The sequence below is a fragment of the Pantoea ananatis PA13 genome, assembly GCF_000233595.1.
Taxonomy (GTDB): Bacteria; Pseudomonadota; Gammaproteobacteria; order Enterobacterales; family Enterobacteriaceae; genus Pantoea; species Pantoea ananatis.
Window position 1 is genome coordinate 2,547,250 of the sequence record NC_017554.1, and the last position, 16,744, is coordinate 2,563,993.

General features: G+C 54.8%; 13 protein-coding genes. 10 read left to right on the forward strand and 3 right to left on the reverse strand.

Going from position 1 to position 16,744, the window contains the following annotated elements:
- Positions 1–143: 143 nt before the first annotated feature.
- Together bla and PAGR_RS12010 are read left to right on the forward strand one after the other, a co-directional pair.
- The gene (gene bla / locus PAGR_RS12005) at positions 144–1,025 is read left to right on the forward strand and encodes a class A beta-lactamase (protein ID WP_014605935.1); all 882 of its coding nucleotides are present in this window, start codon (positions 144–146) and stop codon (positions 1,023–1,025) included.
- Between the two features lie 240 nt (positions 1,026–1,265).
- A complete protein-coding gene (locus PAGR_RS12010; protein ID WP_014605936.1) occupies positions 1,266–2,057 on the forward strand; it encodes a BPL-N domain-containing protein in 792 nt (263 codons plus the stop codon).
- A 106-nt stretch (positions 2,058–2,163) separates the two neighbouring features.
- Here the strand turns inward: PAGR_RS12010 and PAGR_RS12015 are convergent, their stop codons facing one another.
- Complete coding sequence (locus tag PAGR_RS12015; protein WP_014605937.1) at positions 2,164–2,388, reverse strand: hypothetical protein; 225 nt, start codon at positions 2,386–2,388, stop codon at positions 2,164–2,166.
- Positions 2,389–3,124: 736 nt separating this feature from the next.
- Here PAGR_RS12015 and PAGR_RS12020 point away from each other — a divergent pair.
- Together PAGR_RS12020 and PAGR_RS12025 are read left to right on the forward strand one after the other, a co-directional pair.
- Positions 3,125–3,382 (forward strand): biofilm development regulator YmgB/AriR family protein, encoded by a 258-nt coding sequence (locus PAGR_RS12020; RefSeq protein ID WP_014605938.1) that lies wholly within the window; start codon positions 3,125–3,127, stop codon positions 3,380–3,382.
- 363 nt (positions 3,383–3,745) lie between these two features.
- Positions 3,746–3,934, forward strand: a complete 189-nt coding sequence (locus tag PAGR_RS12025; protein ID WP_044042363.1) for a hypothetical protein — start codon at positions 3,746–3,748, stop codon at positions 3,932–3,934.
- A gap of 47 nt (positions 3,935–3,981) precedes the next feature.
- Here the strand turns inward: PAGR_RS12025 and PAGR_RS12030 are convergent, their stop codons facing one another.
- Positions 3,982–4,950 carry an apurinic/apyrimidinic endonuclease family protein gene (locus PAGR_RS12030; RefSeq protein ID WP_014605939.1) on the reverse strand — a complete coding sequence of 323 codons (969 nt, stop codon included), beginning with the start codon at positions 4,948–4,950 and terminating at the stop codon, positions 3,982–3,984.
- Positions 4,951–5,279: 329 nt separating this feature from the next.
- Here PAGR_RS12030 and PAGR_RS12035 point away from each other — a divergent pair, with 329 nt between their 5' ends.
- The 6 genes from PAGR_RS12035 (at position 5,280) to budC (ending at position 16,063) form a co-directional block, all read left to right on the forward strand.
- Positions 5,280–5,456, forward strand: a complete 177-nt coding sequence (locus PAGR_RS12035; protein WP_014605940.1) for a con-10 family general stress protein — start codon at positions 5,280–5,282, stop codon at positions 5,454–5,456.
- A gap of 520 nt (positions 5,457–5,976) precedes the next feature.
- Positions 5,977–8,241, forward strand: a complete 2,265-nt coding sequence (katE, locus tag PAGR_RS12040; RefSeq protein WP_013025630.1) for a catalase HPII — start codon at positions 5,977–5,979, stop codon at positions 8,239–8,241.
- Positions 8,242–8,714: 473 nt separating this feature from the next.
- Entirely contained in the window at positions 8,715–10,502 is a 1,788-nt protein-coding gene (treZ, locus tag PAGR_RS12045; RefSeq protein WP_014605941.1) for a malto-oligosyltrehalose trehalohydrolase, read from the forward strand.
- The gene (gene treY / locus PAGR_RS12050) at positions 10,499–13,030 is read left to right on the forward strand and encodes a malto-oligosyltrehalose synthase (RefSeq protein ID WP_014605942.1); all 2,532 of its coding nucleotides are present in this window, start codon (positions 10,499–10,501) and stop codon (positions 13,028–13,030) included. Before treZ ends, treY begins: the two co-directional genes overlap by 4 nt.
- 59 nt (positions 13,031–13,089) lie before the next feature.
- Positions 13,090–15,162: a glycogen debranching protein GlgX gene (gene glgX, locus PAGR_RS12055; RefSeq protein WP_013025627.1), complete on the forward strand. Its 2,073-nt coding sequence runs from the start codon at positions 13,090–13,092 to the stop codon at positions 15,160–15,162.
- Between the two features lie 136 nt (positions 15,163–15,298).
- Positions 15,299–16,063 carry a meso-2,3-butanediol dehydrogenase gene (budC, locus tag PAGR_RS12060; protein ID WP_013025626.1) on the forward strand — a complete coding sequence of 255 codons (765 nt, stop codon included), beginning with the start codon at positions 15,299–15,301 and terminating at the stop codon, positions 16,061–16,063.
- A gap of 221 nt (positions 16,064–16,284) precedes the next feature.
- Here budC and PAGR_RS23160 read toward each other — a convergent pair whose 3' ends face one another.
- Positions 16,285–16,560: a hypothetical protein gene (locus tag PAGR_RS23160; protein ID WP_014605943.1), complete on the reverse strand. Its 276-nt coding sequence runs from the start codon at positions 16,558–16,560 to the stop codon at positions 16,285–16,287.
- Positions 16,561–16,744 lie beyond the last annotated feature (184 nt).

Consider the following 16,744-nt stretch of genomic DNA (forward strand, 5'->3'; position numbering starts at 1 on the left):
GCGAGACATCTTTTAAATCGACATAAGTTTAACGAGGGGCTGAAGGGCAACTTTTCGTTTAATCCTGACCGCGCAACGATGCGGCTAACCGTTATGCCTTGCCTCTGTTCAGCGAGGCGGGCATTCATCAGTGGAGATTGACTATGACTCATCTGTTCAGACGACGCGCCAGCACGGCCGTTACCCTGCTGGCACTCGCGATGCCGCTTGCCGCCCAGGCCGGCTTTGACGAGGCCGCACTGCAACGCGGCATCCAACAGCTGGAAAAAAACGCGGGCGGACGACTGGGTGTGGCGGTAACCGACACCGCCGATGGCACCGTTTTCACCTACCGGGGAGATGCGCGCTTTCCGCTATGCAGCACCAGTAAAGTTTTCGCCGTTGCGGCCATCCTGAAAAAAAGCGAAAGCGCGGACGGATTGATGAGTGAAAAAATCGCCATTCATAAAGCCGACCTGGTTAACTATAACCCCATCACTGAAAAACACGTCGGCGCCACCATGACGGTAGCAGAACTCAGCGCGGCGGCGCTGCAATACAGCGATAATACCGCCATGAACGCACTGCTGACCTGCCTGGGTGGCCCGCAGCAGGTCAATGCGTTTGCACGTAGCATTGGCGACAGCACCTTTCGGCTCGATCGCAAAGAACCGGAGCTGAATACCGCTATCCCGGGTGATAAGCGTGATACGACATCGCCTGATGCCATGATGCAAAGCCTGAAAAAGCTGGTGCTGGGCAAGGCGCTGGCACCCGCGCAACGTCAGCAACTGACCGACTGGATGAAAGGCAATACAACAGGTGCTAACAGCATACGCGCAGGCCTGCCCGCCAGCTGGACGGTTGCAGATAAAACCGGAAGCGGTGATTACGGCACCACCAATGATATTGCCGTCATCTGGCCACCGCATCATGCACCGCTGGTGCTGGTAACCTATTACACCCAGCCTGATAAGCACGCCGCTGCGCGTAAAGATGTGCTGGCGGGTGCAGCGAAAATTGTCGCCTCAGGGTACAACAAATAAGGGCGTTCAGCGCGCGACTGCGCACACCGCCACCCCGCTGGCGGCGGTGTGCTCAAGAGCCTCGTCGGCCAAAAGGGTTAGTGCGGGATAATCACCGCCCTGAATTGAGCATTTGCTCAAGAACATCAGATTGCGGTATGTTGATGTCGGCCTGGCACGCTGCCTGAGCCAACCTGCTTTCCGTTGCGGCAGCGGCCGTTACGGAAATCGTCTCTTTCTTTTTCTGACAGGAAATGCAACATGCGCCTCGCTTCTGACGCATTACAACATGTCCGCTATCGACGCGGGATTTTCACCGCGATGCTGTTTGCATTGAGCGTCGCATCCGGCGTTAGCCTGGCGGCACAGGCTCCGCTAAACGTTGCCGTTTATCGCGGTGCGGCAGGCTGTGAGGGCTGTTCTGAAATGGTGGTGAAAGCGCTTCGTGGCGTCGCGATGCCACTCAGCATTGCCTATATCGGTGAGCACGAAAAACGAAAGCTGAATGCACAGAACCTGAGTCAGTTTGATCTTTATATCCAGCCCGGCGGCGGCCAGGACATCCCCGCTGCCTATGACGCGCTCGGTGATGAAGGGGCCCGTGCCGTGCGGGATTTTGTCCGCAGTGGCAAAGGCTATCTCGGTCTGTGCATGGGAGCCTACCTGGCGGACAGTAACTGGCTGGGGCTCATCGCCTCGCCACTTGACTCTGAAGTGGGACGTCCGGGCTCACACATCGCGGATGAGGGTGATTACACGATCGCGGTGACCTGGGATCACAGGCAAGAAACCTTTTATTATCAGGATGGCCCTTATCTTGTTGGTCAGACACAGCAGGACGGTTTTACACCTGTGGCTTTTTACCGTAATGGCGATGTGGCGATGGCGCGTTACGTCTACGGCAAAGGGACAGTTGTGTTAACCGGGCCGCATCCGGAAGCGGATGAGCGCTGGATGGGCGACGTCAGCGACAGTGGCGCAACTGACACCTCACCCCAGCAAAAGATGACGCGCCTGCTGGCTTATTTCTCCACACAACGCGCGGCGAAATAATGCGGATCGCCGTCAATGCCTGACGGGCTGCGCCGCCCGGACAACCTGAGCCCCGGCGGCTAATCCAGGGGCCGGACGCTGCCCTGACGACAGCGCACTGACACCGTTATACTTCGTTATCGGACTCCAGCGCGTCCTGAATCGCATCGGCCAGATTGGCGATTTCGTTTGCCACGGCCTGCAGATCCCACGCCGCTTTCGAGCCATTCGCAGACGTTGAAGCGCTGACGGACTCTTTTGCCACCGCCAGTGCCGCCGCCACCGCCACCGTACGTTTATGCTGTTCCTGTGTCATGCCTGCCGGCGGCAGCGAAAAATAGTCGTTAACCATTATCATTTCCTTCTGATTCGAGAGGCGTAAACCTTAACGCCCTGCGGGGGCAGAAGGAAGTGAATTATTGCAACGCCGCCCACAAAGCCAGCGTCAGGCCCCTGTAACGCACAAACAGAGTTGTTACTGCCCTCTTTCTGATTTCTGACGCGCATGCAACATGGACGTCATCTCTGACGCTATCTCGCCACCCGGCAGCGCAGCGCCATCCTGTCGCTTTGACAGATTATCTCACCGGCCAGCGGACAGGGATCGCGCTCAACGCGGCTTTATCAGCGCAATGTTGTACAGATTTTTCCTGGCGGGCAGCGTTTTGATGCCGTTTTATTCCAGGTTATACAGCTCAATCTGTACAACTTTGTACAACTTTGTACAACTTTGTACAACTTTGTACAACTTTGTACAACTTTGTACAACTTTGTACAGTCTTGTACAACAGCGAGGAGGAAAAAGAAACGCGAAAATATGAAAAAAAATCCTTATAAATCAGAGTAAAATACCTAACAGAGCCATTACAAAGCGTTGCTGACGGTGAAAAAACTCCTCCGACCACCGATTTTTTTTCGCAAAAAATTGTACAAAGGTAATTTTTTTGTATAACTTTACGGCGTGATGTTAAGTCACTTGTAACGAAAGGTGCCTTGCACCGCATCTGAAGGTGAGTGGATTTCCACCTTCAGATGCAAAATTTTTCTCTGCCACGGGCAGAAACGGTTTCCACGATTTTGAGGCTACTATGCAAACGACAACCAATACCGAGTCTCAGATTTCTGAATATTTCATGAATGCGGGTGAGCATTTCACCAGTGAAAAAGATGTGATTGCAGAGACCTGGTCAGAACTCGCGGCCTTTAAAGCACACGTTTCTGAAAAAGATATGGTGCTGGGCTTAATCCATAAACTGGAAAGCGAAACCGACGCGACCAAACAGGATATCTATCGTCAGGCCCTGGAGATTGTGCTTCAGCGTACGCCGGGCGAGGCTCGTTTTTAATTTTGTTGTGATGACACGCTACTTAGCAAGGACGCTTTGCCTTCCCTAAAAATTTGCCCCTGATTCAGGGGCTTTTTTATGCCTGTCTGGCAATCTTTTCACGACAATAGTTGAGCAAGAGGGCGTGATAACCCTGCTCGTCGCGCGTTAGCTTTCGCCCGTTTCTGTGAATTTTCCTGCCGTTGGGTTTAATCACGTCCGGGAGAAGCATGTTTCGTCACTCATCAAGCTGTACGAAGAGTAATCGCCACCTTCGTTAGGCTGCCAGTCGGGAAACGCCAGCGAAGGACACACTCGCTGGCGGCAGAAACCCATCCCGGATCCTCTCATCGGCCCTGCCCGTCAAGGCGAACGGCAGGCCTTTTGATATGCGCCCTTAGCCAATGGGATCTGCCGGCAGAGGTTATCGCCGAAGCAACAGGTCAGGTGCTGGCTACGCGGCGTTATCCTCAGACAAAGGATACCGGCCTGAACGATTTTCTGGCGTTCCCGATCGCGCTGCGACCGTCGCGATCAAAGCGCAACAGCCACTACGGGCTGCTGGCCGGGTAAGCCGGTGCCCGCCGCTGACGTCACTTCAGACCCGCAACGGGCACGTCTCAGGCAATCAGGCTATTACGCCTGCCCCAGTCATACAGTTGTTCACGCGCCAGGTTTTTCATTTTTACCTCACACATGATATCGAAGTCGCCGAAGGACAAGGCCCAGCCGTTGAGCGTGGCATTGAAATAGTAATCAGAATGCGCACGCAGTTTGGTTTTCGGCACACTGAGATCCTGCTGGTCCGGAAAGCCTTCGGCCGGAATAATTCCCTCCTGCGAAATCGAGTAGTGCATCACCGGGCGTACGCCGCGCCAGGAGTCGATAATCTGCGCCATCCTTGCATCACTGGCCTGAATAAACTGATTCTCTTTAACCCAGTGATGATGAATATCCAGCACCACAGGGCAAAGCGACCGGGCCTGCAGCACATCATCCAGCGAACACGATATCTCATCGTTCTCCACCGTCAGCATCAGCCGGGCTTCGGGGCTGAGCCGCTGAAATGCCTGCCTGAACCCTTCAAACCCGAGTTTGCCATTCATATGAATGTTGATTTTAAAGTCCTGAAAGGTTTTGCCGTAGCCCATCAGGCAGGCACACAGAGCATGATATTCCACATCCTCTAAGGCACGTGACACGACATCAGGATTATCCGACGCCAGCACGCTGTACTGTCCCGGGTGGAATGACAGCCGGATATGATGCGTCCGCGCCAGCTCGCCGCAGCGGGCGAACAGCGGATACAGCTCGGGTAAAAACGTTGCAAATAACGGCTTTGCCTGCGGCACCGTATACAGCGGCAGTAAATCACTGCCAATGCGCATCATCCTTAACGCCTCTGGCAGTGCCGCAATAGCTTCCAGCGTCAGATACAGGTTCTGCAAATTTGTCTTTGAAATCTCGTAAATCAGCGCGGTGCGCTGGGCCTCATCCAGACCGAGAAAACGGGTACGCGTGGTCGCGCGGAAGGGAAAATATTGCTTGCCCTGTTCGTTTAAGTACTTACATGCAAAGCCTAATTTCATAAACACTCCTGAACGGTATTCAGAAAGTGTAACAGCTAATTCAAATTTCGCCATTTAGAGCATAACTATCAATAAGTTAATGCTTGATTTTACCAATAATTTCGCACTGACGGGCAGAGTGTAACGGATGACGTATAACAGCACATTGCGGCGCCCGACCTGTTCAGCCTGCGGGCAGAATTTATTCACTGATTTTACAAGTAAATACCCTTAGATTTCGTCCAGGAACAAGGGATGACAAAGTGGCATAATTTCGTATCAGAACTAAACTTACCGCTGTGACTAGCTAGTCCTTCTTATCTAAGGAACCCTGATATGAGGTCTTGTCTATGACACAACAGAAATACAGAGGTGGTGCCGGTAATTTTGCCAACGATCCTGAGCGAGCCAGTGAAGCGGGCAGTGCAGGAGGCAAAGCCAGCGGAGGTAATTTCAAAAACGATCCTGAAAGAGCCAGGGAGGCCGGTCGGAAAGGAGGCAAAAACAGCCGTCGCACCTCTAAGTAGTTCTGAGTAAGGCGCCTTAAGGAAGTAATACGCCATGGACTGGCGATTTTCACCCTTTCTCACCCTTGCCTGTTATTCCCGTTAAGGATAACGATCCCCATGTTTAAATACCGATTGCTCAAGGATAATATCGGCTTCGCTTGCGCGTTAATAAGCGCAACGGAAAAAATAAAACTCAGCCGACTTTAGCGAAGCGTAACCGAATCAATCCCCGCCTTTTCAGAAAAGGCCTGGTTTGATAAAACAGCTTCACGCCATCAATACACAATAACCGCCCCGACCAATAAATAACAAACCAATAAATATCAATAGATTAAGCCACACCCGCCGCGCTTAAATAACCATTTAGTTTCATCATTAAATTATTTTCTCCTTTCTTAACATCTCCCTGATTTTGCGTTACGCCATCCGATAATTATTTTACCAGCGCCATTAAACGCAATATTTATAAGCTTATTAATTAAGTTGTTCTATATTTACTGGCACCTCAAGTAGTAAAAAAAAGCTGGAGCAACGTGTCATGTCGAATGAGAAAAAGAATAATCCTCTGAATCACCCAGCCCCCACAACGGGTCCGGAATCCTCACAACCCGGACTGGGCTCGCTGGCACCTAAAGAGGGTTCACATCAACCCCCAGCCGAACCGACGCCGCCGGGTAAAAAACCCACCGCGCCGGGTAGCCTTAAAGCACCCGACACGCACAGCACGAAACTCGATCAACTGGAAGCGAACCGTAAAAACGGAACGGACAGCCCGCTGACGACCAATCAGGGCACCCGTATTGCAAATGATCAGAACACATTACGCGCCGGCTCACGTGGGCCGACGCTGCTTGAAGACTTCATCATGCGGGAGAAAATCACGCATTTTGACCATGAGCGCATTCCGGAGCGCATCGTGCATGCGCGCGGTTCAGCCGCCCACGGCTACTTTCAGCCCTACTGCTCACTAAAGGATGTAACTAAGGCGCACTTCCTGAGTGAGCCAGAGCAAATCACGCCGGTATTTGTGCGCTTCTCGACGGTCCAGGGCGGCGCGGGGTCAGCGGATACGGTGCGTGATATTCGTGGTTTTGCTACCAAGTTCTACACCGATGAAGGCGTTTTTGACCTGGTCGGTAACAACACACCGGTGTTCTTTATACAGGACGCCCACAAGTTTCCCGATTTTGTACATGCGGTAAAGCCTGAGCCGCATAATGAAATCCCTCAGGGACAGAGTGCTCACGACACGTTTTGGGACTATGTGTCGCTACAGCCTGAAACTCTGCACAACGTGATCTGGGCGATGTCTGACCGGGGTATTCCGCGCAGCTACCGCACGATGGAGGGGTTTGGTATTCACACCTTCCGCCTGATTAACGATGAAGGCAAAGCGACATTTGTTCGTTTCCACTGGAAACCGCTGGCAGGCAAAGCCTCGCTGCTGTGGGATGAATCCCAGAAGCTGACCGGTCGCGACCCCGACTTCCACCGCCGCGATCTGTGGGAAGCGATTGAAGCGGGAGATTTCCCGGAATTTGAGCTTGGCCTGCAGATGATCCCGGAAGAAGATGAGTTCCGGTTCGACTTCGATATTCTGGACGCCACCAAGCTTATTCCGGAAGCGCTGGTGCCCGTCGTGCGCGTCGGCAAAATGGTGCTGAACCGCAATCCGGATAACTTCTTTGCTGAAACGGAACAGGTTGCCTTTCATCCGGGGCATCTCGTCCCGGGACTCGATTTTTCTAACGATCCGCTGTTACAGGGCCGTCTGTTCTCCTACACCGATACGCAAATCAGCCGCCTCGGTGGGCCAAACTTCCACGAAATCCCGATCAACCGCCCGGTTTGCCCGTACCACAATTTCCAGCGCCAGGGCATGCACCGGATGGATATTGATACGAATCCGGCCAACTACGAACCCAACTCCATCAACGACAACTGGCCACGGGAAACACCGCCTGCCGCAAAAGGGGGCGGTTTCGAAAGCTATCAGGAGCGCGTTGAAGGCCACAAAGTTCGCGAACGTAGCCCCTCGTTTGGTGAGTATTATGCCCAGCCGCGTTTGTTCTGGAACAGCCAGACTGACATTGAACAGCAGCACATCATTGCCGCCTACTCTTTTGAGCTGAGTAAGGTGGCCCGCCCTTACATCCGTGAACGCGTGGTGGACCATCTGTTGCGCATCGATGTCAAACTGGCCCAAGGGGTGGCCGCCAACCTCGGGATTGATCTCAGCGATGAGCAGCTCAACACCGCCCCGCCAAAAGACGTCAATGGCCTGCAGCGCGATGACAGCCTGAGCCTGTATGCAATTCCCGATGCCGACATCAAAGGCCGTCAGGTCGCGCTGCTGCTGAGCGAAGGCGTAAAAGCCGACGACGTATTGGCTATTCTGCAGCATCTCACCGCTGCTGGCGTGCACACCAAACTGCTGGCGGCGCATATGGGCCAGGTCAGCGCGGACGATGGTTCTTTGTTGCCGATCGATGCCACGTTTAACGGGCTACCTTCGCTGACCTTTGATGCGGTGATCGTCCCCGACGGTAACGTGGATGCCCTGCTGAAAAGCGGAGATGCACGCTACTTCCTGCTGGAGGCTTACAAACATTTGAAAGTCATTGGCCTGAGTGGTGAAGCACGCCGTTTCAAAGCGCAGTTTGATCTGGATGAAAATCAGCAGGAGGAAGGCATCGTGGAAGCCGATAATGCTGAAATCGCGCTGATGAATGATTTTACTGCTGCGATGGCAGAACACCGCGTCTGGTCGCGTAGCCAGAAGGCCGAATCCATTCCGGCCTGATGACAGGAGCAGCCCGCCCTGCCACGGGAGGGCTGACACCTTAAACGCACGCAGAATGGGCGTCCACCTGGTCTGTTTGCGTCAAAACCGCTGTTAAAGGCGGTTTTTTTCTGCCTGATGCCCGTGCTCTTTTTCTGATTTCCCCTGTGCAGAGGCAAATGGAGTCCGGGCTCATCGGACAGCCCGGCCTCGCTGGGGGGAAAAGCCACAGGGTACATTGCGCGCGGCGGCAGTAAATGTTGGAACCTGGTCTATGATTATTTGTTGAGAGTGTTGTGTGAAGCAGGCACTGCCGGGTGCCTCATGCGGTATTACACATAACAATATCTGAATAATGGCACGGGGAAAGGCTGTTAAGGCGCACCGACCTCCCGGGCTCCTGATCTCGCTAACATCATTTTGCATTCGCATCATCGGCTTACCGATAGCGTGGTGGTGCTTATTGCGTACTTTCTGGTTAAAGAGGCAACGGAATGGTATCTACATCTTTTTTTAAGAGTTGGGGAAGCGAATATCTGGCCGATGGCAACGTGCGTTTCCGCGTCTGGGCAACGGGTCAACAGCAGGTTAGTTTACGACTTTCGGATAAAGATCTTGCCATGACGCCCGCCGGAGACGGCTGGTTTGAGCTGCAGGTCAGCGATGTACAGGCGGGGGCAACCTATAACTTTGTGCTGAACGATGGCACGGTGATTCCCGATCCCGCTTCACGCGCGCAACAGAATGACGTTAACGGCCCGTCTCTGGTCGTCGATCCTGCTCACTACCGCTGGCAGAACACCACCTGGCAAGGCCGCCCGTGGCAGGAAAGCGTGGTTTATGAAATGCATATGGGCACCTTCACCGAAGAAGGCACGTTCCAGGCTGCGATAAAGAAACTGCCTTATCTGGCGGAAACCGGCATTACCATGATTGAAGTCATGCCCGTTTCTCAGTTTGGCGGGCAGCGCGGTTGGGGCTACGATGGCGTGCTCCTGTACGCGCCACATGCCGCTTACGGAACGCCCGATGACTTTAAAGCGTTTATTGACGCGGCTCATGGCTATGGCATGGCGGTTGTTCTGGACATCGTGCTTAACCACTTCGGCCCGGAAGGGAATTATCTGCCCTTGCTGTCACCAGACTTCTTCCATAAAGACCGGATGACGCCATGGGGCGCCGGCATTGCCTATGATGTGGATGCGGTGCGACGTTATATTGTTGAAGCCCCGCTCTACTGGCTGCAGGAATACCACCTGGACGGCCTGCGCTTCGATGCCATCGACCAGATTGAAGACGTTTCCGACACGCCTGTTTTGATCGAAATCGCTGAACGCATTCGCGCAGATATTCCCGAGCGCCAGATCCATCTCACCACCGAAGACTGTCGCAACGTGATTTTCCTGCATCCCAGAGCGGAAGATGGCACCGCCCCACTGTTCACCGGCGAATGGAATGATGACTTTCATAATGCCGTTCATGTGTTTGCCACAGGTGAAACGCATGCCTATTACAAAGATTTTGCCGATCGGCCGGAAAAACGTGTGGCACGCGCGCTGGCTGAAGGGTTTGTCTACCAGGGCGAGGTCTCAGTGCAGTCTGGTGAAGCGCGCGGTGTTGACAGTACCGGACAGCCGCCGGTGGCCTTCGTGGACTTTATCCAGAACCACGATCAGACTGGCAACCGTGCGCAGGGAGAAAGGCTGATTTCTCTGGCCGGTGCCGAACGTACTCAGGTGCTGCTGGCAACGTTGCTGCTGTCGCCCCATATCCCTTTGTTGTTCATGGGGGAAGAGTACGGCGAAACCCATCCTTTCCTGTTCTTTACAGATTTCCATGGCGATCTGGCGAAAGCCGTGCGGGAAGGCCGGGCGAAAGAGTTTGAAGGACATGCCGGTCATGAGGGCGAGAGCGTTCCCGATCCTAACGATGAAGCGACCTTTACCCGTTCAAAACTGGACTGGAGCAAGCTGGAGAGCGAAGAAGGAAAACGCTGGCTGAAGCTGACCCGCTCACTGCTGGCACTCCGGCAGCAGCATATTGTGCCGCTGCTGGCGACGGCGGGTGGAAACAGCGGAAAGGTACTGGACACCGCAGAGGGATTTGTTGCCGTGAGCTGGCGTTTCCCGGCGGGCACGTTATCAATGGCATTCAACATCGGCGAACAGGATCGCGCCCTGCCGGCGATGCCGGGCGAGACAATCTTCGCCTGGCCAGAATCAACCGATGCGCTCCCTCAAAACGCGATCGTTGTTCGTCTGGCTGCCGGAGAACCTAAATGAGCATTCCAACCGCCACCTACCGTATTCAGTTCCGCAATGGCATGACCTTCGATCGCGCTGCAGCGCTGGTACCCTATCTGAAAAAAATGGGGATCAGCCATCTCTATGCCTCACCGATCTTTACCGCCACCCGTGACTCCACTCACGGTTATGACGTGACCGATGTTAATGAAATCGACCCGGCGATTGGCGGACGCGCGGGGTTTGATCGTCTGGTCAGCACGTTAAAACAGGCCGGACTGGGGCTTATCATTGATATCGTCCCCAACCACATGGCGGCATCGCTGGAGAACGGCTGGTGGCACGACGTGCTTGAACACGGTAAAGACAGTCGCTATGCCGACTACTTCGACATCGACTGGTCACGCCGTCTGACGCTGCCGTTTCTGGGTGATGATATTGATACCGTTCTGGAGAACGGCGACCTTGCCGTTAAACGCGATCCCCAGACCGGCAAGCCTGCGCTGGCCTATTTTGAAAGTTACTATCCGCTTACGCCGGAAAGCTGGCAGGGACAGGAAGAAGCCGTGCTCCAGCTGCGCAGCAAAGCCGGGCTGGATGCATTGCATCAACAGCAGCCCTGGCGGCTGATGTCGTGGCGCGATGCCGCACGGGACCTCTCCTACCGCCGCTTTTTTGAGGTGACCGGGCTGGTTGGCGTACGGGTTGAAGATCCCACTGTCTTCAGGGATGCGCACCGGCTTATTCTGGAACTGGTCCACAGCGGCGCGGTTGACGGCCTGCGCGTCGATCACGTTGACGGACTGGCCGATCCTAAAGGTTATCTGACGCAGTTGCGTCGCGAGGCCGGCGAGGCATGTTATATCACCGTTGAGAAAATCCTGGGTGAAGGCGAGCAGATCCCCAGCGACTGGCCAATTTCCGGCACCACAGGCTATGAGTTTATCGCCGCGCTGTCGCATGTGCTGGTTGATAATCACTCTCTCAACGCCCTCCGCCAGGCCTGTGAAAGCGTCAGCGGCCAGGTCGTGCAGATGGACGACGAACTTCGTAAGGCAAAATGCCTGATGGCAGATCGCAATTTTGCCGGGGAATTTTCGCGCCTGATGGACCTGGCCAGCGCCATTGCCGAGGGGGAACACATCGCGGTTGATCCCGAGCGGCTCCGCAGCGCACTGCGCGAACTGCTGGTGGCGTTCCCGGTCTATCGAACCTACGGCAATGCGCACGGCCTGCCTGCCAACGACCAACAACGTCTTCAGGCCGTCGCTGACGGCGTCAGGGCGTCGGAACATGCACCTGACAGCCACATGCTCGATTTCCTGCTGCAGATCATGCAGGGCGACGTCGCCAGCCAGTCCACCGCGCTGGCGAACAGCTTCCGGACCCGCTTCCAGCAGCTCACCGGTCCGCTGATGGCGAAATCCATCGAAGACACGCTGTTTTACCGACAGAACAGCGCGCTGGCGTTAAATGAGGTGGGCGCGGAACCCTTACAGACGCAGTTTTCCCCGCAGCAGTTTCACCATGAGATGGCAACGCGTCTTGCGCGCCAGCCGGACGCCCTTTCCGCCAGCTCGACGCATGATACCAAGCGAGGCGAAGACGCGCGCGCGCGGCTTTACACGTTGACGGAAGCCCCCCAGCGCTGGGCCGAGAACGTGGCGCGCTGGCGCGAACTCAATCGCCAGGCCGTGGGTGCCCTTGAGGACGGCCCTGCGCCGGAACCGTCCGTGGAGTGGATGCTGTATCAGGCGCTCGCCGGTGTCTGGCCGCCCACCTTAGATCCCCGGGACAGTGCAGGGCTGGATGCCCTTGCCAAACGCTTCGCAGGCTATGTCGAAAAAGCCCTGCGTGAAGCCAAACTGCGCACTGACTGGACCGAGAACAACACCGCGTACGAGCAGGCCGTGCTGGGCTACGCGCGTCACCTGCTCTCACCTGCAAATCAGCCTTTCCTGCAGGATTTCGTTGAGGCGCTGCAACCCTTTATCCGTGCCGGCCTGGTGAACAGCCTGAGCCAGAGAGTCATTAAGCTGACCGCGCCCGGGGTGCCGGATGTGTATCAGGGAAGCGAAGCACTGGACTTCAGCCTGGTCGATCCTGATAACCGACGTGAACCGGATTATGCCGCCCTGGAAGCGATGTTACGTTCTGCGACGACGGCCCTGCCCGGTAGCCATGATAGCTGGCTCAGCGGCCAGGTTAACCAGCTTGCCACCCTGGCGCTGCTCAATTTACGCCGGGACGCGCCTGAACTCTTTGCCCGGGGCAGTTATCTGCCGCTTACGGCTGAGGGCGCGCAGTCCGACAGGCTGCTGGCGTTTGCGCGAACCCAGGGCAGTGAGGCCTTTATTGTGGTGACATCCCGACTTGTGTTCGACGCGCAGCTCAAACTGGAAGCGCCCCCAGCGACGCACTGGGCCGCCACCGAGATCGTGCTGCCGGATGAACTGGCACATCGCCGTTATCGCAATGTGCTGAGCGGCGAAACGATCAACCTGACCGACCGTATTTCGTTGGAAAAGTTAAATAACTACTGGGCACTGGCATTGTTAGCTTGCTGAAAGCAGGTCAGTACATGGATTGAAACACCGTAACGGGGTTCGTTAATTGAGAGGGACAGATGTCAAATCATCGTTTTGAAATTACGTCGGGATCGGGCCAGCAACTTGGGGCGAACTTTGATGGCAAAGGCGTAAACTTTGCGCTGTTTTCTGCCCATGCAGAACGCGTGGAGCTGTGTCTTTATGACCCAAGCGGAAAAAATGAAATAGCCAGACTGGATTTGCCCGAGTTCACACATGAGATTTGGCACGGTTACGTGCCCGGTTTGCAGCCCGGCGCGCTCTATGGCTATCGCGTTTACGGTCCTTACGATCCGGAAAACGGCCATCGGTTTAACCCGAATAAACTCCTTGTCGATCCCTATGCCCGCGAACTGGCCGGGGACATCGCATGGAATGAGGCGCACTTCGCTTATGACCTGTATCACGAAGACAAAGATCTGACGTTCGACGATCGCGACAGCGCCCCCTTCACGCCAAAATGTCGCGTGATCGACCCCAACGAATTTGACTGGCAGGACCAAAACCGCCCGCAGGTTCCCTGGTCTGAAACGATCGTCTATGAAACGCATGTGAAAGGCTTTACCCAGTTGAACATGGCGCTGCCGCCTGAAATGCGCGGGACTTACGACGGCATGAGTCATCAGTCCACGGTGGGCTATATCAAGAGCCTGGGTATTACCTCCGTCGAACTGTTACCGGTGCACTGGTTTCCGGACGATCAGCACCTGCTGGATAAAGGGCTGAAAAATTTCTGGGGTTATAACTCGCTGAACTTTTTTTCTCCGGCGACACGCTATTTTGGTCCGCGAGGCATTCAGGGTTTCCGGGATATGGTCCGCGCCTTCCACGACGCGGGCATTGAGGTGATCCTTGACGTGGTTTATAACCATACTGCGGAAGGCAATGAACTGGGGCCAACGCTGTCCTTTAAAGGTATTGATAACTTCTCTTATTACCGCACCTTACCCGATCAGCATCGCTATTACATTAACGATACCGGCACAGGAAACACCGTAAACACCTCTCATCCGCGTGTGTTACAGATGGTGACGGATTCACTGCGCTACTGGGCGGACTCTATGCATATCGATGGTTTCCGTTTCGATCTTGGCACCATTCTGGGCCGTGAACCGGAAGGCTTCGATCCCCGCGGCGGCTTCTTTGACGCCATTACGCAGGATCCCCTGCTTTCACGCTTAAAACTGATCGGTGAGCCTTGGGACATTGGCCCCGGTGGTTATCAGGTCGGCGGCTTTCCACCGGGCTGGGCGGAGTGGAACGATCAGTATCGCGATACCGTGCGCGATTACTGGAAAGGAAACAATGTCCCGACCGATTTTGCCGCCCGTCTGCTTGGCTCTGGCGATCTGTACGATCAGCGCGGACGTCGTCCCTGGGCCAGCGTTAACTTTATCACCGCGCACGATGGCTTTACGTTGAACGACCTGGTCTCCTACAACGAGAAGCACAACGCCGACAATGGTGAAGACAACAACGACGGTCACAACGATAACCGGTCTTATAATTATGGCGTGGAAGGCCCCACTGACGACGAAGGCATTAACGCCGTTCGCGAGCGCCAGAAACGTAACTTCCTGGCCACGCTGTTTTTCTCCCACGGCACCCCGATGCTGCTGGCAGGCGATGAGTTTGGCCGCAGCCAGATGGGAAATAACAACGGGTACTGCCAGGACAGTGAAATTTCATGGGTTCACTGGGATAACCTGCCCGCTTCGGCCGAAGCCCTGCGTGAATTCACCCGTCATGTGATTTCACTGCGCAAAACCCAGCCGCTGTTACGGCGTGAAAGCTGGCGCGACGGGATGGAAATCAAGTGGTTCAATGCCGGCGGCGGCCTGCAGCAGGCTGAGCAGTGGGACGAAGGTTCAACGCTCGGTGTCTACATCGGCCGACCCGATCTGCAACATCAGGATGGCGTCTGGTATGACGTGCTGATGCTCATCAACCCGTTTGAAGGTAATGTGCCCTTCCAGATCCCTCAGTTCGGTGAGGGCGGCTGGGTGCTGGAACTTACCACCAGCGATACCAGCAAACACGGGATGGTGATCACCAAAGAGAAGGACTTTGAACTGGAAGGCCGCAGTATGGCGCTGTTCAGAAGGCCTTAAGGACGCCCGGCGCGGCGCGAACCGGATGCGTAACGGTTAAACAATACGCATCCGGTACCGTTGCGCTTGACCTGGGCCGCAGGGCTGCCAGGCTGAACAGGGTTAAAACAGTAAGCGACGCCATTAAGGAGGCAAAATGTCCAGATTTACAGGTAAAATCGTTGTAGTGACAGGAGCCGGATCAGGAATTGGTGAAGCAAGCGCCAAACGCTTCGCACAAGAAGGCGCATCTGTCGTGTTGGTTGGCCGTAATCAGGATAAGCTGCAAAAAGTCCTGGCACAGTTGCCCGGCGATGGCCATATGGCAGCGGCCTGCGACGTGGCTGAGGCCGATCAGGTAAAAGCGCTGGCCGCCCGCGTTGAAGAAAAATATGGCCGCATGGACGTGCTGGTTAACAATGCCGGGATTATCGTTCAGGGACGCATCCACGAGATCGAACCCGCTGACTGGAAGAAGCTGATGAGCGTCGATCTCGACGGCGTATTCCACTGTGTGCACTTCTTTATGCCTGCCCTGCTGAAATCGAAAGGCAACGTGGTGAATATTTCGTCGGTATCAGGATTAGGTGGCGACTGGGGCATGAGCGTCTATAACGCGGCCAAAGGCGCCGTTACCAACTTCACTCGGTCACTGGCCATGGATTATGGCGCGGACGGCGTGAGAGTGAATGCGATTTGCCCGGGCTTTACCTTCACCGAGCTGACGGAAGCGGTGAAAAACGATCAGGCCCTGCTTGAGCGTTTCTATGACCGCATTCCGCTTAAACGCGCAGGTGAGCCTGAAGATATTGCTGATGCCATTGCCTTTATCGCCAGCGATGACGCACGTTATATTACCGGCGCAAATCTGCCGGTTGATGGCGGCCTGACCGCTTCGAACGGACAGCCTAAACAGGCGTAATCATCACAGCGCCGTAGTTTTCGGCGTTAAGCTGTAATTTTCGGCGTTAATATTAACAGGCGTGAGCGTCACGCCTGTTAACCAGGTAATAATGTGCACCCTTCTTCGCGGTTATTATTATTTCACCTTCACACATTATTTCTTTATATCGCGCTCACGCCTCAGGCGCAGTAAACCGATATCTCCGCCGCGCGTAACGTTGGCGCTGACGTCCGTAATATTCAGGAAGACTTAGGTGTATGTCGCGTCGGCATGGCCCGATTGCGCGATGCCAGACTCCGCCCGGCAGTGGGACAGACGAAAGGGCTAAGGCAGGCGGTGCAGAGAATCGCATCCGGGTGATGGATTTTCGCGACCGTTAAGGCCTGTTGCCGGGTGTAGAGTGAACCGATAAATTCACTTCCACGGCTGTTATCCAGCTGGCTACAACCTTCTTTATGAATTATCCATCCGCCTCGGGTAAAAGGACATACGTAATAGTAGCTTGATTTAAGCATAGGACTGCCCCTGCTGGTCGCTGTGTCAATCAGGACGATAAAAAGAGTGATGTAAGGTTTTATTTAATAATGTAGCGTTGTTAACCCTAGCTGAGAATTATCCCTAAAACCACAGGGATAATGACAAAACAGGGGTTTTGAGATTTATTCGCAGCGGGGTCACTGACTTACGTTAGCATCTTAT